General features: G+C 43.8%; 20 protein-coding genes. 7 read left to right on the top strand and 13 right to left on the bottom strand.

The window, feature by feature from the left end:
• Positions 1-154: 154 nt before the first annotated feature.
• On the top strand, positions 155-1,567 hold the full coding sequence (locus ACXAGV_RS04745) for a S8 family serine peptidase (RefSeq protein WP_474872270.1): 1,413 nt from the start codon (positions 155-157) through the stop codon (positions 1,565-1,567).
• A 42-nt stretch (positions 1,568-1,609) separates the two neighbouring features.
• Here the strand turns inward: ACXAGV_RS04745 and ACXAGV_RS04740 are convergent, their stop codons facing one another.
• The 4 genes from ACXAGV_RS04740 to arfB all read right to left on the bottom strand — a co-directional run bounded on the left by ACXAGV_RS04740 (position 1,610) and on the right by arfB (position 5,054).
• Positions 1,610-2,629, bottom strand: coding sequence for an outer membrane beta-barrel protein (locus ACXAGV_RS04740; RefSeq protein ID WP_474872269.1), 1,020 nt, complete (start codon positions 2,627-2,629; stop codon positions 1,610-1,612).
• Positions 2,630-2,886: 257 nt separating this feature from the next.
• Positions 2,887-3,708 (bottom strand): hypothetical protein, encoded by an 822-nt coding sequence (locus ACXAGV_RS04735; protein WP_474872268.1) that lies wholly within the window; start codon positions 3,706-3,708, stop codon positions 2,887-2,889.
• 125 nt (positions 3,709-3,833) lie between these two features.
• Positions 3,834-4,511, bottom strand: a complete 678-nt coding sequence (locus tag ACXAGV_RS04730; protein ID WP_474872267.1) for a hypothetical protein — start codon at positions 4,509-4,511, stop codon at positions 3,834-3,836.
• A gap of 126 nt (positions 4,512-4,637) precedes the next feature.
• Positions 4,638-5,054, bottom strand: a complete 417-nt coding sequence (gene arfB, locus ACXAGV_RS04725) for an alternative ribosome rescue aminoacyl-tRNA hydrolase ArfB (protein WP_474872266.1) — start codon at positions 5,052-5,054, stop codon at positions 4,638-4,640.
• A gap of 146 nt (positions 5,055-5,200) precedes the next feature.
• On the opposite strand from arfB, the gene ACXAGV_RS04720 reads away from it, so the two are divergent.
• Complete coding sequence (locus ACXAGV_RS04720; protein WP_474872265.1) at positions 5,201-6,142, top strand: alpha/beta fold hydrolase; 942 nt, start codon at positions 5,201-5,203, stop codon at positions 6,140-6,142.
• Here the strand turns inward: ACXAGV_RS04720 and ACXAGV_RS04715 are convergent.
• The 4 genes from ACXAGV_RS04715 to ACXAGV_RS04700 form a co-directional block, all read right to left on the bottom strand.
• Positions 6,139-6,573, bottom strand: a complete 435-nt coding sequence (locus tag ACXAGV_RS04715; protein WP_474872264.1) for a hypothetical protein — start codon at positions 6,571-6,573, stop codon at positions 6,139-6,141. The genes ACXAGV_RS04720 and ACXAGV_RS04715 overlap by 4 nt on opposite strands.
• 117 nt (positions 6,574-6,690) lie before the next feature.
• Positions 6,691-7,143 carry a hypothetical protein gene (locus ACXAGV_RS04710; RefSeq protein WP_474872263.1) on the bottom strand — a complete coding sequence of 151 codons (453 nt, stop codon included), beginning with the start codon at positions 7,141-7,143 and terminating at the stop codon, positions 6,691-6,693.
• 137 nt (positions 7,144-7,280) lie between these two features.
• On the bottom strand, positions 7,281-7,844 hold the full coding sequence (locus ACXAGV_RS04705) for a CBS domain-containing protein (RefSeq protein ID WP_474872262.1): 564 nt from the start codon (positions 7,842-7,844) through the stop codon (positions 7,281-7,283).
• Positions 7,845-7,889: 45 nt separating this feature from the next.
• Positions 7,890-8,123, bottom strand: a complete 234-nt coding sequence (locus ACXAGV_RS04700) for a hypothetical protein (RefSeq protein WP_474872261.1) — start codon at positions 8,121-8,123, stop codon at positions 7,890-7,892.
• 461 nt (positions 8,124-8,584) lie between these two features.
• Here ACXAGV_RS04700 and ACXAGV_RS04695 point away from each other — a divergent pair, with 461 nt between their 5' ends.
• Together ACXAGV_RS04695 and ACXAGV_RS04690 are read left to right on the top strand one after the other, a co-directional pair.
• On the top strand, positions 8,585-9,112 hold the full coding sequence (locus tag ACXAGV_RS04695) for a cytochrome b (protein WP_474872260.1): 528 nt from the start codon (positions 8,585-8,587) through the stop codon (positions 9,110-9,112).
• A 22-nt stretch (positions 9,113-9,134) separates the two neighbouring features.
• Positions 9,135-9,701: a YceI family protein gene (locus tag ACXAGV_RS04690; protein ID WP_474872522.1), complete on the top strand. Its 567-nt coding sequence runs from the start codon at positions 9,135-9,137 to the stop codon at positions 9,699-9,701.
• A gap of 76 nt (positions 9,702-9,777) precedes the next feature.
• Here ACXAGV_RS04690 and ACXAGV_RS04685 read toward each other — a convergent pair whose 3' ends face one another.
• Both ACXAGV_RS04685 and ACXAGV_RS04680 read right to left on the bottom strand, forming a co-directional pair.
• Positions 9,778-11,070 (bottom strand): NAD(P)/FAD-dependent oxidoreductase, encoded by a 1,293-nt coding sequence (locus ACXAGV_RS04685; protein ID WP_474872259.1) that lies wholly within the window; start codon positions 11,068-11,070, stop codon positions 9,778-9,780.
• A 185-nt stretch (positions 11,071-11,255) separates the two neighbouring features.
• Entirely contained in the window at positions 11,256-13,325 is a 2,070-nt protein-coding gene (locus tag ACXAGV_RS04680; RefSeq protein WP_474872258.1) for a TonB-dependent receptor, read from the bottom strand.
• A gap of 317 nt (positions 13,326-13,642) precedes the next feature.
• Here ACXAGV_RS04680 and ACXAGV_RS04675 point away from each other — a divergent pair, with 317 nt between their 5' ends.
• On the top strand, positions 13,643-14,086 hold the full coding sequence (locus ACXAGV_RS04675; protein WP_014951195.1) for a DUF2721 domain-containing protein: 444 nt from the start codon (positions 13,643-13,645) through the stop codon (positions 14,084-14,086).
• A gap of 286 nt (positions 14,087-14,372) precedes the next feature.
• Entirely contained in the window at positions 14,373-15,257 is an 885-nt protein-coding gene (locus tag ACXAGV_RS04670) for a LysR family transcriptional regulator (protein WP_474872257.1), read from the top strand.
• Positions 15,258-15,359: 102 nt separating this feature from the next.
• On the opposite strand, the gene ACXAGV_RS04665 is transcribed toward ACXAGV_RS04670, so the two are convergent.
• Entirely contained in the window at positions 15,360-16,718 is a 1,359-nt protein-coding gene (locus ACXAGV_RS04665) for an OmpP1/FadL family transporter (protein WP_474872256.1), read from the bottom strand.
• Between the two features lie 383 nt (positions 16,719-17,101).
• Here ACXAGV_RS04665 and ACXAGV_RS04660 point away from each other — a divergent pair, with 383 nt between their 5' ends.
• Positions 17,102-18,100, top strand: coding sequence for an NADP-dependent oxidoreductase (locus ACXAGV_RS04660; protein ID WP_474872255.1), 999 nt, complete (start codon positions 17,102-17,104; stop codon positions 18,098-18,100).
• 47 nt (positions 18,101-18,147) lie between these two features.
• Here ACXAGV_RS04660 and ACXAGV_RS04655 read toward each other — a convergent pair whose 3' ends face one another.
• Together ACXAGV_RS04655 and ACXAGV_RS04650 are read right to left on the bottom strand one after the other, a co-directional pair.
• Positions 18,148-19,140, bottom strand: a complete 993-nt coding sequence (locus tag ACXAGV_RS04655; RefSeq protein WP_474872254.1) for a GGDEF domain-containing protein — start codon at positions 19,138-19,140, stop codon at positions 18,148-18,150.
• Between the two features lie 180 nt (positions 19,141-19,320).
• Entirely contained in the window at positions 19,321-21,246 is a 1,926-nt protein-coding gene (locus ACXAGV_RS04650; protein WP_474872253.1) for an ATP-binding protein, read from the bottom strand.
• Between the last annotated feature and the right edge of the window lie 14 nt (positions 21,247-21,260).

Below are 21,260 nucleotides of genomic sequence, written 5' to 3'. Positions count from 1 at the left end.
TGGATTACCATGCCATTCGCATTGGAATTTTTTTTCTATCTATTCGTCACTACAATATAAGGCAGTGGTAATACTTGCTTAGGACTATGGCACAATTTATGCCATTCCTTCTCTTATCACTGATCTGCACCAACATTAATGTAAAGGCAGCAAAATGAAGTACGCACTTATGGTGGGAGTTATGAGCTTGTTCGCGGCATCAATATCCCAAGCTCAACTCGTAGGAACTTTGAATCAAGTAGTGTCGCCAGTGCGCCCAATAATTGATAGAACACCTTCCGATTTAACCGCCATTCGCGAGGAAGCAAAACGACGCGTGCAATCATCTATAGAAGGAGTGGATAGCGCTACGGCGTTGGTCTCGGGCGTGGTTAACAGTATTCCTTCTCTTAAATTCGCCCCCCCTGAGACAGCCACTATTCTATCTTCATCAGGTCAGGTAATTGTCAATGAGGTTATAGTAGAAAATGGTTTTCTTGCTGTCGAAAATGAGTGGCTATTTTTAGGGGAAGAAGCAGACAAATTACATTTTCAAAATAACAACATTGAAATACAACAGGCTCAGTTTTTACCTGCTCTCTCTCAGTGGCTTTTTAAAGTAAAAGTCGCAGGTGATAAAGAAGAGGTGTCATCTATTCGCAACAGTTTACCAAAAAAGCTTCAGACTCAAATTGGGCGAAATCATATTTACTTGTCACAAAATGACGTTACAAAGACTGGAAATAGGCCGAACATTGAGCAACAGTCAAATAAATCATCACAAAAATTTGAAGTTTGCCCCACCCCGCTACGCATTGGGATGATTGATACTCATGTTATGTCTACTCATCCTAAGCTGTCACACATCAACCTTACACAAGTCTCTTTCACTGTTGGGCAGTATCAAAACGTCAGCACACAAGCAACAGAAGAAGATCAGAAGGTTTTGAAGGGCTCCCAAGCAAAAGGCGTCCCCATTTCTTACGATCATGGCACAGCAGTAGCGAGTTTATTGGCAGCGTCGGTACCTGAATCAAGCCAAGTATTTAATGCCAGTGTCTTTTATTCACGCAACAGTGTAAGCCAAGGCGCTACACTGATGTCGTTAATTGAAGGCCTGAACTATCTTGCATCTCAGCATGTAGATGCCATAAATATGAGTTTGGCAGGTCCCGACAACCCTATTTTAGCGAGGGTTATAAAAAAGTTAGATGAGAACGGTATTCAAATAATTGCAGCTGTAGGTAACGAGGGCCCTGCCTCTTTACCCTTGTACCCTGCGGCTTATCCTGAAACATTGGGCATTACAGCCGTTGATAAATCTAATGCAATTTACAGGTGGGCAAATCAAGGAGATTACGTTGACTTTGCTGCATTTGGTGTATCAATAGATGCTGCACACCCTAATGGAAAAACGGTTAGACAAACGGGTACCTCTATGGCGTCACCTCGAGCCACCGCCTTGTATGCGTGCTTTTTACGTGCTGAGAAAGAGAGAAACGACGCTTTGATAAAGCTGCAGCAATTAGCGATAGATGCGGGTATTCCTGGGCGGGACAGCGTATTTGGTTTTGGCGTACTGCCCTAGGCTCAAACACACCGCCCACCTTAAGGCCTACATTAGCGTTCATTAGAAATGAACGTTAATGCCGAGCTCAGCAATGGTTTCTTGATAGTTTGCACCATCCACGCTAGAAGCATAGTCTCCGTATTGGGTAGACAGCTTTATATCCACATTCTTATGAACAGCGTAGTCTGCACTTAACTCAACAATATGCCTGTCGTCTTCCCTGCCTATTCCTCCATCTCGTGCAGAAGCATAGCTTCTCAGGTCTAATTGATAGCCAACCTTTAGCTCAAGCGGCTTACTAAACATTGCAACAGGATAGGTATAGACAATATCTACACCCTTACCCGAGTAATCGAACACATTGTTTTGAGCATCCTCATTTTGATATTTTAGTGCGATTTGAAAAAAATCTTTCCCTTCGAAGAAGTAAAAAAGGTCACCGCGCACGGCAACAGCATCGCTGTCTCGACTAGGCGCATCCTCTGACGCGTTCTTGAACTGTTTATCGATAAGGTCGCTACTGATGCGCAAATATGTACGCTGCCCTAGTAGTTTACCCGCTGATAACCCATACTGTTGATAGGCGAGAAAATCCCGACCATCCAGTTTGGCACTAGCATGATAGTAGTGCGTTCCTAGCTTCGCGAAATCAAATTCATAGTTAGCGCTTACGGACAAAGTGGTGAGGCCAACATCAAATTCGCTTAGCGATTGATAGTGGGTATTCACCTGGCTCACCGACAGCACATTTTTCCACTTATCAGTAGGTTTCACTGACATCTTTAGCTCAGCCTGTGACTGCAGTGCGCCGTCTGCCACATCGGAATTTGTGTCAAGTTCGCTAACGCTCACGTTACTGTCAGAGCGGTACCCTATATAACCAGAACCCGAAAATGAAATCGCTTGATGCTTATCACCTGACTTACGTGAACTTTCATCAGCGTCTGACTGCGCGGTTTGCCCAGCATAGGCTGTGCAGCAGCTGAATAATGCTGCACTAACAGCAACAAAGAGGTATTGGTAACCGCCAAAGCAAGAGAGTGGTTTTGTTGTTAAATATCGAGATATTTGCGTGTTCATTATTTTTACCTACTGCAGGAAAGTGAAACTAAGCGAGAGCTTTTATGGCTTTTTAAGCATGGGAAGATGAGATTTGACTTGAACGCTCGCTTTAACTAAACGAGTGAGATGGCTAGTAACGTGTCTGCTCCGATAGCCATCCTTTTGAAAAGCGGCTTGTCTTTTAATTTAGACAAGCCGCACTCAGGTTTTAAGGCGGTTGTTCAAAGTACCAATTTTAGGCTTACCACTCTCACCTAAAGTTTTAAAACAGAGTATTAAAGTCCTAGCGCACCAGAGATACTTGAAGCAACATTGTCGTTAACTGTGCTCGTTATAGCGCTTTCTACAGAGCTAGCGACTGTGCTCTCCACCGTATTTGCTACCGTACCTTCTACAGTATCGGCTACTGCACCCTCTACAGCATTGCCTACCGTTGCCGACACAGTTTGTTCGACGGTACTTGAAACTGCATCTTCTACAGTGCTCGCTACAGTATTTCCTACTGTGTTCGTAATTGTACCCTCAACCGCAGTAGCAACAGTGCCGTTTACAGAGCTGGCAACTGTGTTAATTACGCCGCTGTCAACTGCGTTTCCGGCGGCACCAGTAACCGAGGCTGCCATTGTATTTGCCATATCCGACGTTGCAGACACGGCTCCATCAAGCGAGGTTTGAGAAGATGTTAACAAAGACGACGCAGCTGTTGTCGAAAGCTGCTGCGCACTATTTGCTAAAAGACTAACGTTTGAAGTGAACGTTTGTGACACTTCATTCGGCGCTGCCTGTTCTGCATTACTTTCGTTTTGTTCTTCAGGGGCTTGATCACTTACTTGAACGCTTGGTGTGTCATTGTTTGCCTGGCTCGCCAATAGCTGTCCATTAGTTTCGGCAGACATCACGTTCTGTGTATTGGTTTCGCCTTGCACTGAAGTCTGTGTGTTTACTTGAGTTTCAGATTGCGTGTTTACACCGTCTGTTATCGAAAACGACGCAGAGGTATTCGCTGAGGTGTTCGCAGAAAACGTGGCTTCTTGAGCCAAGGCTGACGTTGATGCGATACCTAACGCTAGTGCAATTGCAGTGTTTAACTTTTTCATCCGGTTATCTCCGTTTTTCATAAAGGACACTGAGATAACGATTAGAGAAAACGATTTATTCCACTGAAAAATGATTTTTTTGAAGATAATTAAAAAAGCCCCGTAAAAACAGGGCTTTATTTGAGCTATTTTCCTGAAGCAGTCATACTCTTTTCCCACCAAGGAAGAGAGTAATCTATGTTATCGGGGTCGTAGGTTTTAGCATATTTCATTTTGACCGAGCTCCAAAACGCTGCTTTAAAGACAGGGTCGTAAATGACAAACTCACCTTGTTCTCGATACTGCTCAAATAACTTTTGATAAGCACCTACAGGTGTTAAAGGGTTATCTTGTTGGAAAACCACATCGCCGCCATAGGCCTCGTAAAGCGCTTTAGATACTTTCCAACTTTTAGCCATGCCTTCAGCCATCGCAAAACGGTAACGCTCTAACTCGTCGTTTTGATAGGCGCCATTTTCATCTAAATCAACGGTCCACAGCTTTATCACCGAATACGCAGATTGAATTTCACTTTCGTTGGGCTCTATCGCGTTTTTATCGGCAAAATCAGAAAGTACAGATTCAGTGATTTTATTACCAAGCGCACGTTGCGCCAAAATATCGCGAACTTCTTTCTCTGATTTGTCGGTCAAAATAGATTGAAAACGGTCGACGTCAGCCTGCGATGGCTGAAGTTCCGAGTTTGAAATAGACTTGTTAAACAAACGAGCAATAATCTCGTTTGCGGCTTGCGGTGTATTAATCCCAAGCGAAACTACTATGGCTGCAAATAGCACCATAGGAATAACGTTCGAACGCGTCACTTTGTATGCTTCCCTACGTTCCAATAATTAGCACAAGCACAAGACACATTCATTTATTATTGTAAGAATTTTCCGTTGTCTTGCGAAATGACATCTATAAGACTTAATACTTTAGATTAATTTTGATTAAAATTCCACTTTCTTACGCATGGATTTTTTAGCACCTTGTTGTTTTTTTACATCTACACGACGAGCTTTCGCAGCGCGGCTTACCTTAGTTTTTATACGCGGTTTTTGCTCGACTGTTGCAGCCTTAATCCAAGCGACAAGACGCGCTAACGCATCTTCTCTGTTTTGTTCTTGAGTTCGGAAGTTTTGTGCTTTTAACACAAATACACCCTCATTAGTGACGCGACTATCTTTTAAGCTCAACAACTTAGCCTTTAGCTTATCGGGCAGTGACGACTTATTAATGTCGAATCTCAGGTGTATAGCACTGCTGACTTTGTTAACGTTTTGCCCGCCACTGCCTTGCGCTCGAATAGCTTGCAAATCTGCCTCGCCCTCATCTATCGATATTGACGATGTTATCGGTAGTTCCATTTTATTTCCTATTACTTCTTCGCATGGCGCGCTAGCTTTATTGCATTAAAACCCGGCTCACAACTAGTGACTATTATTCATTACTCACTTGACCGTTTGTGGGTTAACCGATAGGTTAAAATTCACTCTTGCTATGGAAACACAACATGCTGTTCGCTTTACTTGTCATTATTTGTATCCTTGTCGCTCTTATTTGGTTTACTGCAAAAATGGATAGCAGTATCGAGTCAGCATTCACGCCATCGGGAAAACTTACCCCTGTTGAGGGAGGGATTATCCATTGGCAAAAGCAAGGAAGCGGGCCATCGCTTATACTTATTCACGGTTTACTAGGCAATAGTAGCAATTTTATCGATTTAGCTAAAACTTTAGCATCGCGCTATACCGTGTATTCTGTTGACCGCCCAGGTAGCGGCTTTTCTAGCCGATACAAACGCACGTCTGCGAGCTTTGAGCAACAAAGCAAGATGATATTAGAGTGGATGAGAATAGAAGGCATCGAAAAAGCCAGTATTGCAGGTCATTCGATGGGCGGCGGTATTGCATTAAGAATGGCGATAGACGCGCCTGAAAAAATCACATCTGTGTCATTGCTATGCCCGTTAACCACACCACTTAAAGGTGGTGCAGGGCCACTTTCGGTACTGTACATACCTAATGAATTCGTGCGCAATGGCGTAGCTAAAACCATTGCCAGCCCATTAAGAGCAAAGTTGGGACGAAAGCAGGTTGCTCAAATCTTTCACCCAGAGCCGGTTCCCTCATCCTTTTCTATAGAAGGCGGCGGCTTACTCGCGCTTCACTCGCGAAGCTTTTATGAAGGAAGCCGAGATACGGTTTCTGCACAAGGTAGCCTGCATAGACAGCAGAACGATTACAATGACATCCAATGTCCAGTGGGTATCTTGTATGGAGAAAAGGACACAATTTTAAAGCCAAGCGAGCATATCGAAGCTGTTACTTCTTCAATAACCACGGCCGTACAAAAAATAATTCCTAACGCAGGGCACATGATCCCCGTTACTCAAGTGCAAATATGTGCCGACTTTATTGTTGAGATTGACAGTAAAGCGCGACAAGCTGATTAATGAAACATAGCGCCTATTTTTGAAGCGTGAGCGTTGTGAGAGAACTCAACAACAGCCAGTGCGCTCTGCCTGCCAGATTCAGACTGTTTTAATTTACGCAACTGGTCTGCCACACACTCAATTCCATCATATTCCTTACACATCTCAAGAGGACTCGATTCAAGCGTAATATTGTAGCTACTAAACCACGTTTTCATTTGTTCACTGTCCCCTTCTGACAATGAAATGAGTAAATGATACATACGAATAAACGCGAGTTGCTTACGGTACTCTACGGTGCCGCCTTCAAAACCAAGCAAGGTAGTTTGCGCAAGAGACGAAGGAGAAATACCTAATATTTCAGAGGCTTGTTTGATATTTAAACCCAGTTCTTGATAAGCCCAAGTGAACGCTTTGGTTACTACGCTGGTAGGAAATGGTGATCTATTCATAATTTCGCCTCGTTTCATCAAACAATCGCAACAAGATTTTTTAGCTATCTATGCATTGATTAGCGAAATACGTACCAACTCGCTTGCTAGTTAACAATTCACTTAAAACGTCCCCAACTAAGACGCTTCCTTTGCTGCTACTTTTGCTAAATGTGATGAGATACCTTCTGGTTCGATACTAAACCTGTGTTCGGAAAGCCATTCAACGGCCTCTTCGAATAGTTCAACAAACGTAACTTCGATATTGAGCCCTTTGTACACGCGTTTGAGTTGACCCTTAGTCGTTGCTTTTGCTGTCGAATCACCTAATACAACCGCAATGTGAGTCAAGCCCAAAGGTTGCATTGCTGCCGTACGCTCGCGCAGCTGTGCTTCTGCTTCGGGTATCAGCAGTGACTCTCCTGTAACGCACACGATATTGCACCACACTTTGCCAAATAACCCTTCCGCGCTGGTGCGATATTCCTCACCAAAACTTTTTACACATTCCCTATTCCAAGGCCCGTAGGCTTGTGTCACTACCGAATCACCACACAGAGTCACAATAAACTCACCATGCGCGTACCTCATACAACCACCTAATCACTCTTATTAAAATTCTGGTCAGCACATAGCCATATTGCATTATGAGCTATATGCGTTTTACTGCGCGCTGCTTAACGACAGCGCGCAGTAAAAGTATGGTCTAAAACTCATAAAATGGAAGTTTAAGCCGCTAATATAGTGATGAGCTCGGCGAACGTAGGCTTACCTTGTATATCAAGGGGCAAGCGCAACTCTCTCGCAATATCACTGACGCTAATTACACCACGAACTTCATGGCTATTTCTGTCCATAACTAGACAGTGATGCTGCCCGTAATCTTTGAGTGTTTCTATCACGTCCCCCACTGATGAACGTATTAGCTCACTGAAATCGAACGACATGAGCGAGGTTTTAGGACGCATGAAATCATGAACAGTGAGCTCTTCTCGCTTAATCTTAAGCTCGCTCACACGCTGAATGATTTGTTGTTCACCGACATCGTGACTGGTCACAATACCAACGAAACGGTTCTCACTGTTTACCACCAGCATCATACGAACATGAGACTGACGCATAATCGACTCTATTTTCGTCGCTGGAGTTCGAGCATCAATAACGTGTGGTAAGTGCTGCTTAAAGTCAGTGAAGACCGCCATAGCAGATGACTGTACAGTAATGGTGTTTTCAACAACCGGCCATGCCAATGTATCGATAGCTTCGGTTTTATATAGATTTAAGGCGTGCATACCTTTCTCCTAATCAAAAATAAAAAAAATTCAGTTTTTTAATGATTAAGTGAAAGAAGGTGGCCCTCGAATGATGTTATCGCGCTGCCTAGTAAAGGCTTTTGCATCAATCGTTTTACCCGCCGAAAACCGGTATTTTTCCAAGCCGCTGGTGATGTCGACTAACGATATGCCATCATCAATGTCGTCGTCAGATACTTCAAAAGCGGAGCTTTCCCAGTCGCTAATGAGGGTTGAGAGCGAATTTGCACTGTTCGACTGCCCCGCAATATTTTGCACACTTCTTCCTTCTCCCAATACGGAGACGGATACTAGTGATGAAAATAACGCTGGCAGAATAACGGCCAACAAAACGTACGAAACGCGCAAAGCGTACAACCTCTACTGAACTAAACAACATTGAAGAAAAGCAGCCACTTTTGTTACTGCCTATTTAAACTATAAGAGTATTTAGCGCGTTTAATAGAGGTGTTTAGCGCATTTTATCGACCGTTAAACGACACGTCTTAGAAAACTAGCCGTGTCGCGACTCAGGTTTGGAGGGTTGTTTGCTGTACATTCGTTCTAAAAACAAGAACGAACACTCCCATTAAATGTGATGTTTAGCCAACGTAATTAGAAATACACTAGATTCAACTGATCCATAAGGTGTTTTTTCAGCGGTCATTTAGCGCTTGGGGTAACGCGTTTAACTGAAGGTCTAAACAACCTTATTTCAAGTAAGTAATAACGGAAGCGATATGAAACCAAGATGGTCCAGACCTATAGTTGTTTTGCATTGGATATCTGCCATTGCCATTGTCGGCATGTTTGCTTCAGGGCTGTGGATGGTCGACCTCACATACTACAGCGACTGGTATAAGACTGCGCCGCATTGGCACAAGAGCGTTGGATTACTCTTGCTTGCCATCACTGTTATTCGCTTAGTCACGCGTGTTGTTACTTCAAGGCCGCCGTCACATGGCGCCCTGTTAGAAAAAAGGTTAAGTCGCATAGGTCATGGGCTTCTGTACACCTTGATTATCGCGCTATTCGCGAGCGGCTATTTAATTTCAACGGCCGATGGAAGAAGCATCGACGTATTTAATTGGTTTTCTGTACCTGCAATGGGCGAATTCTTTGAAAATCAAGAAGACATTGCAGGAGAGGCCCATTTTTATATTGCGTGGTCAATGATTGTATTGGCGATCATTCACGCGCTGGCTGCGCTGAAACACCACTTTATTAGTAACGATGACACACTGAAGCAGATGTTACGGCTTCGATGATATTGAGGAAAAAGGAGAAATGATGAAGAAGTTAACACTTGCCTTGGCCGCTGCGCTGTCTTTAAGCACCGCTAACGCCGCAGATTATGTGATTGATAGCAAAGGCGCCCACGCGTCTATCAACTTTAAAATTCAACACTTGGGCTACTCGTGGCTTACTGGTCGCTTCAACGATTTTAAAGGTACTTTTAGTTACGACGACTCAGCACCTAATGCAGCAAAAATTATGGTGACTATCGATACCGACAGTATCGACTCAAACCACGCAGAGCGTGACAAGCACCTTAAGAGCGACGATTTCTTAAACGTTGACGACTTTCCAGAGGCGAAGTTTGTCAGCACAAAAATTGTCGATAAAGGCAATGGCATGATGGATGTAATGGGTGACTTCACGCTTCATGGTGTAACAAAGCCTATTACAATTGAAGCCAAAAAGATTGGCGAAGGCAAAGACCCATGGGGCGGCTATCGTGCAGGCTTTATGGGCACAACGACGATTGCACTTAAAGATTATGGCATCGACTATGATTTAGGCCCAGCGTCGCAAACGGTAGAATTAGAGCTTCACGTTGAAGGCGTGAAACAATAGCTATTTACATTTAGTCCCAGCGAACTAAGTTTATGATTTAAGAAAGCCCCAAACATGGGGCTTTTTTTACATGTGGTTAGTGAAGTTTCAGCTTAGGGCTGATGGCCTGACTTAGCTTCTTCACAAGGAGCTTCAGAGCACCTTTAATTTTTCCGTGTACCGCAAACTGATGCATATTATATAAAGAAACGTAAACCAACTTAGCTAGACGCCCTTCAATAAACATACTGCTGTTTGACAGTGAACCCATTAAGCTTCCAACCGTGCTGTATTTACTTAAGTGAACCAAGGATCCATAGTCCTTGTAAGTAAAATCTTTCGTGTCTTTTTGAGTAAATAACGACGTTATATTATGCGCAACAATATCCGCCATTTGGTGGGCAGACTGCGCTCGAGGCGGCACCCACTTCCCATTTTCCTGCTGGAAACCACAGCAATCGCCTAACACCCAAATATTCTTATGAAATGAACTGCGAAGCTGCTTATCAACAAGGATTTGATTAGCTCTGTTCGTTTCAAAAAGCGCAAGCTTTGTTATGAAGTCCGGTGCTTTCACCCCCGCAGCCCACACCATTAAATCAGCGTCAATTCGACCACCGTCTTTTGTGATCAGTCCTTTCGCGTCGGCTTCTGCCACCATGGTTTGCTCTTTAATGTCTACGCCCAACTTATGTAGTGCTTTTCTTGCAGAGTTTGCTATCCGCTCAGGTAGCGCAGGCAATATACGATCTCCGGCTTCTACTATAGTAATTTTTAAACGAGAAGCTGACATGTCTGGCATTCCGTAAGCCTTGGACAAATTCGCCACATGGTGCAGTTGAGCGGCAAGTTCAGTACCGGTTGCTCCCGCCCCTACTATAGCGACATCAATTTTGGCGTCTTTATCTTCTTGCTGGTTGATGCGGATTAGCTGATTAAGAAGCGCTCTGTGAAAGCGTTCAGCTTGCTTTAACGAGTCTAGAAAGTAGCAATGCTCAGCAACGCCAGGTGTGCCAAAGTCGTTACTCACGCTGCCAACAGCCAGCACTAACTGGTCATATTGAATCTCGCGTTCAGGTAAAACCTGAGTCCCTTCTTCGTCGATTAAAGGCGACAAGGTAATGGTTTGCGCTTGCGCGTTAAGCGAGCACATTTCACCTAATTGAAAGCGATAGTGATGAGCCGCAGCGTGAATGGCGTAGTCCACACCGTCTGAATGCTTATCAATTACACCGGCTGCCACTTCGTGTAGTAGCGGCTTCCAGATATGGGTTCGACTACGGTCGACGAGGGTAATTTCGGCTTGTTTCTTTCTCCCGAGGGTGCGGCTTAAGCGACTGGCTAATTCAAGACCACCAGCACCGCCACCAACAATTACTATTTTTTGCATGGGTATACCTATTAACAATCATTCCACGTATGTCGCCTGACCTTTCCAAGCGCTATACATGGCGTGACTGAGACCCATGCTGATGCCTACAGACTACGCCTGATGCCGCTGGGGTACAAGCAAATCACGGCAATAGTCTGTATTTTCACGATTAATAATTATCTATTACAGCTGTTTATTTAAACCTATAACGTAAACGATGCCGTGATCATGTAGTTTCGAGGGCGTCCTGGAAAATAACGAGGGCCGGTGAAGCTAGTAAAATCGGCGCGTTCAGCGTAGTCCGTATCAAATACATTGTTAACCCGCGCATACAATGTAACGTCTTCGTTCACGCTGTAGCGTACGCGCGCATGTACCAAGTCATGCCCCTCGTACTCGTTTAGATTTTCAGCGTCGGTGAAATAGCTCGAAACATGCTGCCACTCTAGCTGCGTTTGTACTTTGCTCGACATCTCAAAGCTTAAACGAGCGTTAAACTGAAGCTTTGGCGCAGTATCAATATCATTGCCTTTAATGTCTTGTTCACCTGAGAGCTGACTGTGCTCGTAGGTATGCCTTGCGTATGTACCAGCAAAATCTAAGCGCAGTATATCGCTTAACGGTTGATCAAAAGTAAGCTCTACGCCTCTATGCCACGTTTCGCCGTTGCTTACGTTGAAAAAGTCGCTGTCACGGTAAATCACATTATCTTTTTGTAGGCTGTAAAGGCTTAGCGTATAGCTGCCGTCAAATAATGTACCTGTAACGCCCATCTCGATATTATCGGCCGTTACCGAGTCAAGATCAGTAACAGTCTGTGCGCGCTGCAAACGATACAGCTCTGTTGCCTGAGGCGCGCGATAGCCTCTTGCGATGCCGCCAAATAACTGGGTTTGAGGATTAAGTTGATAACGAAGTGAAAGCTTCGGACTAAAGTTATCAAAATCATTTTCGCTGTCTGCTGGTCTGGAATATCTACAGCCACCAAAACCGCACTGTGTGCCATCTTCGCGAACACGACCAACATTCATATTGTTGGTGTAGTCGTATTGCATAGACTCAAAGCGCCAGCCGACAGAAATAGCCCAACGCTCAGCTTGCCAATTAAAGGTAAAGAAAGGCGCAAATAGCGTGGCATCTACATCATAATCATAGTGTTTACCTGCAGGAATGGTTTCAACCAAAAAGGCTGACCCTTCTGTGGCGCTGTCTTGTGACTGGGTTAATTCACCTTCGGTATATTCTACGTCTAATCCTATATCTGCACTTAGGCTGTCATTAATGACGTAATTGAACTGAGACAGCACACCAACGCCTTTTTGAGCATTCGTTTCAAGGGGTTTGCCAGGTAAAAAATGCATACGGAAACGCATGTCCTGGTTGCGTACGTAAGGTGTAATCGACAGTGCATGACCTCTGCTAAAGCTAGTATCGAACTTGCTCCATAGCCTAAAACTTTCTGCTTTTCGAAACGCTTCTGGATTCGGGTTGCTCTTGGCTATTTGTGTATTTTTGTAGCTTTCAAACCCTTCGATGTAGCCGGCAGTTTCTTGGTCCAAATGGGTATAGGTAAGGCCGCTCGTGATAACCGTGTTATCCCACTCTAGCCTGTGGCGAAGCGAGACTTTCTCTTGATCAACGCCCTCTTCATTTCGATATCCTGTATCTCTGGTAACACTGGCGGCGATACCCACGCCACTGTGACCAAAGTCTTTCCCTTCTTTAAGCTTTACGCGATGAAACCCATAAGACCCGTAATCAACGCTAAGCTCTCCGTCGCCTTGGGTTGTGTCAGGGGTAATCACATTAATCACACCATGTATCGCATTAGAGCCATAAAGCGCTGACGCAGGGCCTTTTATCACGTCTATACGCTGTGCAATTTCACCGTGTGCTTCAAACAGCTCGTTAATATTACAGAAGCCTGCCGCGCGTAGAGGGATTCCATCTTCTGCTGCTAAAATTCCGCCGCACGCTCCAGCGCCGGTTAATACTGGCGAACGAAGGGCAGGTAAATACTCTTGTCCATTGCCCCGCTGTACGCCGGCACCCGCAATGTAATTCAGCGACTCTTGGATATGTTGAAATGAAAGCAGCGAAAGCGTTTCTTCTGAAATAGACGACACTGCATAACCGGAAGCATTCATATTTCCCTGTATACGAGAAGACGTGGTTTCAATTCTTTCTATTTCATTGGTTTGTTGAGCGATGGCTGAATGCGATAGCAGAGACACAGCTAGCAACGACAGAGGAAAGCTTGGGGCAAAGCGCATTATCTATCCTTATGATGACAAAATGTTTTTTTAGCAACTGATGCTAGTGTATCGTTAATTTAGGCAAGAATGGGTTAAAACTCGCTAAACTGTTGCGGCATTTTGACAATTACATCATATCTCTGATTTAAGCGTTGGCGTAGACTTTGCAGTTCGCAGACTTTACTGTCACAACACAAGCCTTAGTTTTATACACTATTTCTAATTTACGTGTAGCTAACGCATATAGACTGGCAGTACGTTAGTAGATTGCAGCAATGGGTTAATCACTCTTTGCCTGAATTAAGAACACCAAACATTGTTCGCTGGAGGAACCATTGGACACACTTATTCCTAGTCTTTCACAGCTTATCGAATTCGCTGTTGCCCCCGTATTTTTACTTACCGGTATTGCGGGCTTCCTCAATGTTATGTCGTCTCGGCTGGGCCGAATATCCGACAGGGTGAGGGTGGCAGAAAGACAGATTCATACCCTTTCAGACCCGCATATTGTCGATCGCTCAAAAAAAGAAATTAAGGTGCTATGGCGCAGAGTAAAAGTGATTAATTGGGCCATTGGGCTCTGTGTCGCCGCTGGACTGATGGTGTGTACCGTCATTATGGCGCTATTTTCTGGGTCGCTCTGGGTTGTCGATTTAAAAACGCCAGTCATCGTGTTGTTCATACTGGCTATGATGTTTCTAATTAGTGCACTTATTGTCTTTCTGGTTGAAGTGAAACTGGCGACCAACACAATAAATATGGTCAGAACCATTCGGTAGCATTTTGACCCAATGCTAAGCTTCGTAAATTCAAAATTGGTAATTTCGAAGGCAAACATAAGGCGGATGTTTATTAATTAATCCAACCGCCTTGTATCCCTTTTATGTGTTGCTATTCACATAATGTAATTGTGCATAAAACGTATGTGTAAACGTAATGTAAAGGCCACTTCTTAAAAGCGTTCATTAGCGTCTAAATAAGGTAAAATCCCACCATTAACGTCGTTAATTTGCTACAAATGCACTTTTACACAGTTTCGGCCTACTGAAAGGATTTGACTGCGCCATGAATACTAAATTACTACGCTCTCTTCAGGTTTTTGTTGCGGTAACAGACAGCGGTAGCATGAGTGTGGCAGCCCGCGAGCTACACATGACTGTTTCTGCAATTAGCCAACAGCTACGAAAGCTTGAACATGATATAGGGCTTAGTCTTTTTAACCGAAATACCCGAAGCTTGAGCCTTACAGAAGCTGGACGCATATACTACGACACCAGCAAGCAAATGCTGAAAACCGCAGAACTAGCGCAACAGAAAATTGAAAGTCTTCAAGATAACCCCAAAGGGAATATTAACATTATTGCCCCTGAAGGATTTGGTGGCGGTTTACTCAGTGAACCATTGAAAAAGCTTTGTGAAGAATTTCCCAAAATCACGATATCTTTGACGGTAACGGATGAACCGAAAGATATCATTGCATCAAGTGCAGACCTGGTACTTTGCTTCGCCCCAGTTTCAGACACTAACTTTAGCAGCTTGATACTGGCAACATGGAAGCGTATTTTATGTGTCTCGGCAGCGCATCCGTTAGCCAACGAAACGTTATCTTCACCAGACCAATTAAATAGGCATGCTTATATTACACATAGACATATTGAAGACTACGTAATGAAGCACGAAAGCCAAGGCGAATTTGAACTGGATACCCAACGTATTGACGTCAATTCAATGCAGACACTCATTAAGCTTACCCAAGATGGCTTGGGCTTTGCCGTATTGCCTGAGCCAGAAGTGAGACATTTACTCAAATCAAACGAGATGAAGCAGCTTTTCACCGACTGGGATTTGCCTGACTATACTGTATATGCGGTAACGCCAAAGCGCGATCTGATGCCAGCGAAAATAAGCGCTGCCATCACCTGCTTACAAGATTTGTTTGCGCAAATATAGCCGTTGTATAGCTGCCAAATTCCCTGACAAAAATGTTTGTTCTGAAATCACAAAGGCAGCGTAAAAACGCTGCCTTTTTTATTGCTTTTAGCTTCTTTATTATTAGAAGCGAGTGTTCATTTGAACACTCAAAATGTGCGCTGTAGCTGACTGTGTACCAGTGAAATTAGTGGTAAAATCGGTACCAGGAAGAACGTTACTTAAAATAGTTCTGTCTTTATTAATGTTCGCCTCGCGGCCATCGATAAATACATAGGCTAGATCAATTGATGTATCTTCGCTCATTGTGTAAGTCATACCACCAGAGAACCAGTGACGGTCAGTATCTGGGATGCTTAACGAACGGTTCTCGACCGAAACCACGCCATCATCATACGCATAACCAGCACGAAGAGTAATTTCGTCATTTAAGATATAAGTAACACCAATAGCCGCACGCCATGAATCATCAAAGTTCTCTTCTTTAATTAAGAAGTCAACACGATCTTCTAGATTAGCTTCAAGCTTCTCGAACGTGCTCCAATCGGTAAACGTCAAACTTGCCTGTACAGACCATTGGTTATCAATTTTTTGATCAACCGCTAGTTCGGTAATAGCGGCAAGGTTCAAATCTAGGCTACCTGGCTGGTTAAGATTAATAGGAAACACAGGTGTCTCTGAAGAAACTGCGCCTTCTAGCTCTAGTTTCGTTTCCGCGCGATATGAAAGCGCGATATTCGTCATGTCAGTTGGCTGCCAGAAAACACCTGCATTCCAACCGAAACCTATGTCATCACCTTCCATGCTAAACAATGAGTTACCAGGAGTAAGGGTCGGTAAAGTGATACCTAAAGCTTCAGCTGTTGGAGCTAGACCCGCAACTGTGCCTGCTAGCGTGTTCGAAACACCAGAGCCAATTTCAGCTTCTGCGTACGTGATGTTAACACCAAAACCAACCATAAGTTGCTTGTTCAGTTTATAGGAAACCGCAGGGTTAACCGTTACGGTTTTAACTTCTGCTGTATCAGCGAAGTGAAGGGCACCGAAATCATCTGAGTAATCTGAGCGAAGACCATAAGTAGTGAATACACCAACACCAGCAGATAGCTCATCGTTGATAGGTGAAACATAGAAGAATCCAGGTACGATAGCAGTGTCAGCAATATTGTCCTCTGCCGCTGGCATTGGCTGTCCAACCGGGCCTTCGCCTAATGCAAAGCTAACATCACCATCGATGTCGACGTTAGGATCAATAAAGCTTGCTGATGCACTGAACTCAGCTTCTTTAAATACACCAATTGCTGCAGGGTTGGTTGCAAGAATAGAGGCATTCTCTGGCTTTGCCGCTTGACCGGCCATCGCGCGACCTAGACCGTTTGCACTGTGTTCATTAACTTGGAAACCAGCTGCCAGCGCAGAAGAAGAGGCTAAGGTAGCAAGCGCTAAGCAAACTGAGGCACGTAAAGAAAACTGTTGCTTCATAAAATACTCATTGTAATAGGGGAAAATTGCAGCGGGCATTTTACGGATATGAGTAGTTTTGTTCAATGCAAGTAAACGTTATTTACGCACTTTTATCGCATTTTTTACAATTATAGCTACAATTTCGACGCATTTATAAGCAAGATTGATAACACATGGTTAATCAAAGATCACTATATTGTTAACACTCGTTTAGTAAACCATCACCAATAACTATTGGAACTGTTCAGATCTTTAACTCACATTATAGACTCTGTGCTAAATGGTTGTATTTATACCAACAAGCCCCACCCTATTTTCATAGTCGCGGGGTGATCTCAACCAACCAAAATGCGTTTCAACATTGAGTACACCACCCCTTTTAACGAGTACAGGAGGATACAATGCCAACATATAAAGCTATTACTTTGGTAAAGCGCCCCGACGATAGAAAAATCGGTCCGCATTTATTTGAAACGAAAGAGCTTGAAATACCTACAGCAAAAGATGGCCAAATTCTAATTAAGCAAACTCACATGTCTTTAGACCCTGCTATGTTAGGTTGGATGAGTGAAGACAGAGAAAGCTATATCCCTCCAGTAGAGCTTGGCGATGTCATGCGCTCTAGCGGTGTGGGCGAGGTAGTTGATTCTAACAATCCAAACTTTTCTGTGGGCGACAAAGTTATGGGCATGACCGGCTGGAGTGAATATGTGCTGAGTGATGGCTCAGGCTTCAATAAGCTTCAGCAAGGTGTGACTGAAGAAATGGCACTGTGCGTTTTTGCGCTACCTGGCTTAACCGCCACAACAGGTCTTTATAACTTTGGCGAACCAAAGGAAGGTGAAACGCTTATTGTAACAGGTGCAGCGGGTTCTGTAGGGTCGATAGTGGGTCAACTAGCAAAAGCTGATGGACTGCGTGTTATCGGTGTGGTGGGTAGTGACGACAAAGCCAACTGGATTGTTAATGAATTAGGTTTTGACGGCGCAATCAATTACAAAACTGACGACTTAGAAGAAAAACTGGCCGAGCTTACGCCTGATAAGATTGACGTATTTTTTGAAAATACGGGTGGCCCTATCCAACAGCACATATTCAATAGAATGAATACTCATGGCCGCGTAGTGGTATGCGGAATGATTGCAGATTATCAGTCGGAAACTCCTGCTCCGGGCCCCAATTGGATCCCGCTAATCAAAAAGCGGATTAATATTCGTGGTTTTGCTATGCCTGATCATTGGGGTGAAATCCCACAACTTTTACAGAAGCTTACTCCATACGTACAGCAAGGTAAGATAAAGTACCGTGCCCATACCATTGACGGGTTAGATAACGCTGAAAAAGGCTTAAACATGTTGTTTGAAGGTAAAAACACCGGAAAAATGATAGTGAAGCTGTAATTTTTAAATTTAAAAGTACAGTTTAAATCAAAAGCACAGCGTTAATATCAGCACTGTGCTTCTGCTATTACATACTGTGCTTTACCTTTTTCTTTCGCTTCATATAACGCTTTATCGGCTTCATCAATAAGCCAATCAATGAATATATTGTCAACCGATCTAGCATAAGCCACGCCGATTGAGCAACTCATAAACGAGTGCTTTGCTCCATCGGCATGCTTTAGTTGAGCCTCGCTCCATTTATCTAACAGTGCTTGCGCGTGCTTTTCAACCTGCTCTTTACTGATATCGCTTAAAACAACGATAAACTCTTCGCCACCGTACCGGCCTAGGATATCTGTTTCGCGCTTAAAAACCTCTTTCATAATACGCGCCTGCACTTTTATTGCTTCATCACCCTGTTGGTGACCAAAACTATCGTTGTATTTTTTAAAGTCATCTAAATCAAGCATCAAGGTAGCCATTGATACTTTATGGCGCTTACTTAAAGCCAACAGCTTTTCGCTCTGATCTCGTAAAGCACGCCGATTAAGCAAATCGGACAACGGGTCGAACTTGCTAAGTTTTAATAATCGGTCGTTCGTTTCTTTAAGCATGCGCACACTGCGATCTAATCTGTACTTAGCATAGACACATATAAACAGTGAACCTGTTACAAACGAAGCTGAGATTAACACCCTGTCACCGTAAACCGGCGCTAACCACATCAGCCCTAAAAACCCAAAGATATTAATAACATTAGCTGCTATCGCTAATTTAAATGGGATACCCAAGGCAAATACGCAAAAGAACGCATATAGAACGGTGCCCTCGTAAGGAAAAATAAAATTGTGCTCTTTCCAACACACCCATATCAGCCAATAGTTGCTGTAGGAAAGAGCAACGAGTAGTCCTGAAAAAATATACGCTCTGTATTGTATGAATCCACGCCATAAAGAGAGTACAACAACAGCGATTACAATAGGAAATTGAAGCAGTAGACGGTTGAAGATATAGAGCTCGAACATACTACTAGGAATTAACACCAGGTCGGCTGCCATGAACAAAAGTACTAGAACGGCGCCTATGATGAGAGCGATTCTAAGCCTACGAAGTTCACTGGGTCTGTTGTTGTGCACGCATCACCTTGATAAGAAAATATCCATTAAAGTTTTCCAACATAGTCAACCATGACAGTCACCACTGGCGATACAAGCGAAACGCATTTACGCGGAACTGCTTTAACTATTATCAGAGACTTCTTGGTTAAGCGCCAGTTTTAACAAACTTTCTTGGAGTGCTTCTACGGTGACAGGTTTTGTTACTATGTCGTCCATTCCTGCCTGCTTAAATGAGACGTGGCGCTCTTTAAATGCTTCTGCGGTAAGTCCGATAACAGGCGTTTTGCTAAGCTCATTTTCCAGTTTTCTAATGCGTTTAGTTGCTTCAATACCATCCATAACGGGCATGTGCACGTCCATGAAGACGACATCAATACCGCCCTCTTCGACCCGTGCAACAGCCTTCAACCCGTTATCAACGTGCTCAACATCGCAGTTTAGCTGTTTTAGTAACGCCTGTGCGACTACCGCGTTTATTGCATTGTCTTCAGCTAATAAAACTTTAAGCCCTTCTGGTAGACTAACGTCCTGTGCTTTTCGTGCTGACGATGGCTTAATTAACTCATCAGACTTAAGTCTAGACTTAACATTTGCGGTAACAGTAAAGCATGAACCTTCGCCCACTTTACTAACAACTTTTATATCGCCGTCAAGTATTTGGGCAAGCTGCTTAGCTATGGCAAGACCAAGTCCAGTACCGCCATATTTGCGCGTAATAGAAGAGTCGGACTGCGTGAATTTATCAAATATATGCTCAAGCCTTTCAGCCTCAATACCAATACCGCTATCTTTAACCGCAATGACTAATTTGTTATCGCTCATGTTTTCTGTCGAAGGCTGTTTAAGTTTAGCCGAAATGCTCACTGTGCCTTTGTGAGTAAACTTAATAGCATTGCTGACCAAATTAATAATAATCTGGCGAAGCTTGGTAATATCGCTGGTTACCGCCACAGACGCTAAGTTTTTGCTCTTATACACTAACCGTGTACTGTTAGCGCTAGCGTTCGTGCCTAATAGCGTAATAAGATCGTTCAGCATAGAGTCAAGGTCGAACTCTGTCACGTCAACCTCTGACATACCTGATTCAATTTTTGAGAGATCCAGAACATCGTTAATAACGGTCGCTAGAATAGACGCCGATGATTTCAAATCGCTAGCATACTGATGCTGCTTGTCAGAAAGTTGTGTATCTAAAAGCAGCGTTGCCAGCCCTTGGATACCGTTTAGCGGCGTGCGAATCTCATGGCTCATCACTGCAAGAAAATCGGTTTTTGCGCGGTTTGCTTGCTGAGCTTGAGCAACGTATTGCTCTATTTCGCCAGACATTGCCTCAACGTCTCGCGCTAAACTACCTAACTCGTCGTTCTGCTGTAAGTCTATGCTGACCTTCTTATGGTCAAGGGCAATGCGACTCGCTGCTGATTTTATTTTTTCGATAGGAGCAACAACAAACACCTGTGTGACTCTTCCCATAAGCAAACTAACAATAACGACAGCAAATAGCGTCACTAGTGACGTTAGCCACGCAATAGTAGACAGGGAAGATTGCAGTGCGTCAGCAGGCTGCAATACGGTAACTTTCCAATTCCATGGCGCAAATTCAGCACACGCAAACAATACATCCATATCATTTACGTTCGACTCGCCAAACGCCACACGCCGGTTGGCAATAGTCGCCAAATTAGCGTCCTCTACATTAAGTACTAACGCATTATCGGCCGTGCTAAATATGACAGTATTTTTGCTTGTGTCATTAATAGCAAAATGTCTGTTTGTAGCTTGTTGCAGCGATTTTAACTCTTCAAACACTTCGTTTTGATAAGCCTCGCGAAACACAGGAACATTCTCTAGCCCAGATTCAATGAGTAGTTCTCGCCTCTCATCGATAATTTCTAAAACGTTCAACGTAAGGGTTTGAGTAAGAAGCTGATATTCTCTCTCGCGCACCGAGTCGTACGCGGTTAAATAAGCCCAATACCCAGTAAGTGCCATACCAATTAAAAGTATTGGAATGTAGATGACTAGCAGTTTTGATTTAATCCGCATACTTACTTCTAATC

Source organism: Alteromonas sp. ABH4_453 (assembly GCF_056160665.1).
This window is presented reverse-complemented; position numbering and strand designations above follow the sequence as displayed.

Bases quoted from the DNA above. Each gene is read 5' to 3' on its own strand.
- ACXAGV_RS04660 (WP_474872255.1), top strand. From the start codon at position 17,102: ATGCCAACATATAAAGCTATTACTTTGGTAAAGCGCCCCGACGATAGA.
- arfB (WP_474872266.1), bottom strand. From the start codon at position 5,054: ATGGAACTACCGATAACATCGTCAATATCGATAGATGAGGGCGAGGCA.
- ACXAGV_RS04745 (WP_474872270.1), top strand. From the start codon at position 155: ATGAAGTACGCACTTATGGTGGGAGTTATGAGCTTGTTCGCGGCATCA.
- ACXAGV_RS04720 (WP_474872265.1), top strand. From the start codon at position 5,201: ATGCTGTTCGCTTTACTTGTCATTATTTGTATCCTTGTCGCTCTTATT.
- ACXAGV_RS04705 (WP_474872262.1), bottom strand. From the start codon at position 7,844: ATGCACGCCTTAAATCTATATAAAACCGAAGCTATCGATACATTGGCA.
- ACXAGV_RS04680 (WP_474872258.1), bottom strand. From the start codon at position 13,325: ATGCGCTTTGCCCCAAGCTTTCCTCTGTCGTTGCTAGCTGTGTCTCTG.
- ACXAGV_RS04715 (WP_474872264.1), bottom strand. From the start codon at position 6,573: ATGAATAGATCACCATTTCCTACCAGCGTAGTAACCAAAGCGTTCACT.
- ACXAGV_RS04690 (WP_474872522.1), top strand. From the start codon at position 9,135: ATGAAGAAGTTAACACTTGCCTTGGCCGCTGCGCTGTCTTTAAGCACC.
- ACXAGV_RS04735 (WP_474872268.1), bottom strand. From the start codon at position 3,708: ATGAAAAAGTTAAACACTGCAATTGCACTAGCGTTAGGTATCGCATCA.
- ACXAGV_RS04655 (WP_474872254.1), bottom strand. From the start codon at position 19,140: ATGGCAGCCGACCTGGTGTTAATTCCTAGTAGTATGTTCGAGCTCTAT.
- ACXAGV_RS04665 (WP_474872256.1), bottom strand. From the start codon at position 16,718: ATGAAGCAACAGTTTTCTTTACGTGCCTCAGTTTGCTTAGCGCTTGCT.
- ACXAGV_RS04685 (WP_474872259.1), bottom strand. From the start codon at position 11,070: ATGCAAAAAATAGTAATTGTTGGTGGCGGTGCTGGTGGTCTTGAATTA.
- ACXAGV_RS04650 (WP_474872253.1), bottom strand. From the start codon at position 21,246: ATGCGGATTAAATCAAAACTGCTAGTCATCTACATTCCAATACTTTTA.
- ACXAGV_RS04710 (WP_474872263.1), bottom strand. From the start codon at position 7,143: ATGAGGTACGCGCATGGTGAGTTTATTGTGACTCTGTGTGGTGATTCG.
- ACXAGV_RS04670 (WP_474872257.1), top strand. From the start codon at position 14,373: ATGAATACTAAATTACTACGCTCTCTTCAGGTTTTTGTTGCGGTAACA.
- ACXAGV_RS04695 (WP_474872260.1), top strand. From the start codon at position 8,585: ATGAAACCAAGATGGTCCAGACCTATAGTTGTTTTGCATTGGATATCT.
- ACXAGV_RS04740 (WP_474872269.1), bottom strand. From the start codon at position 2,629: ATGAACACGCAAATATCTCGATATTTAACAACAAAACCACTCTCTTGC.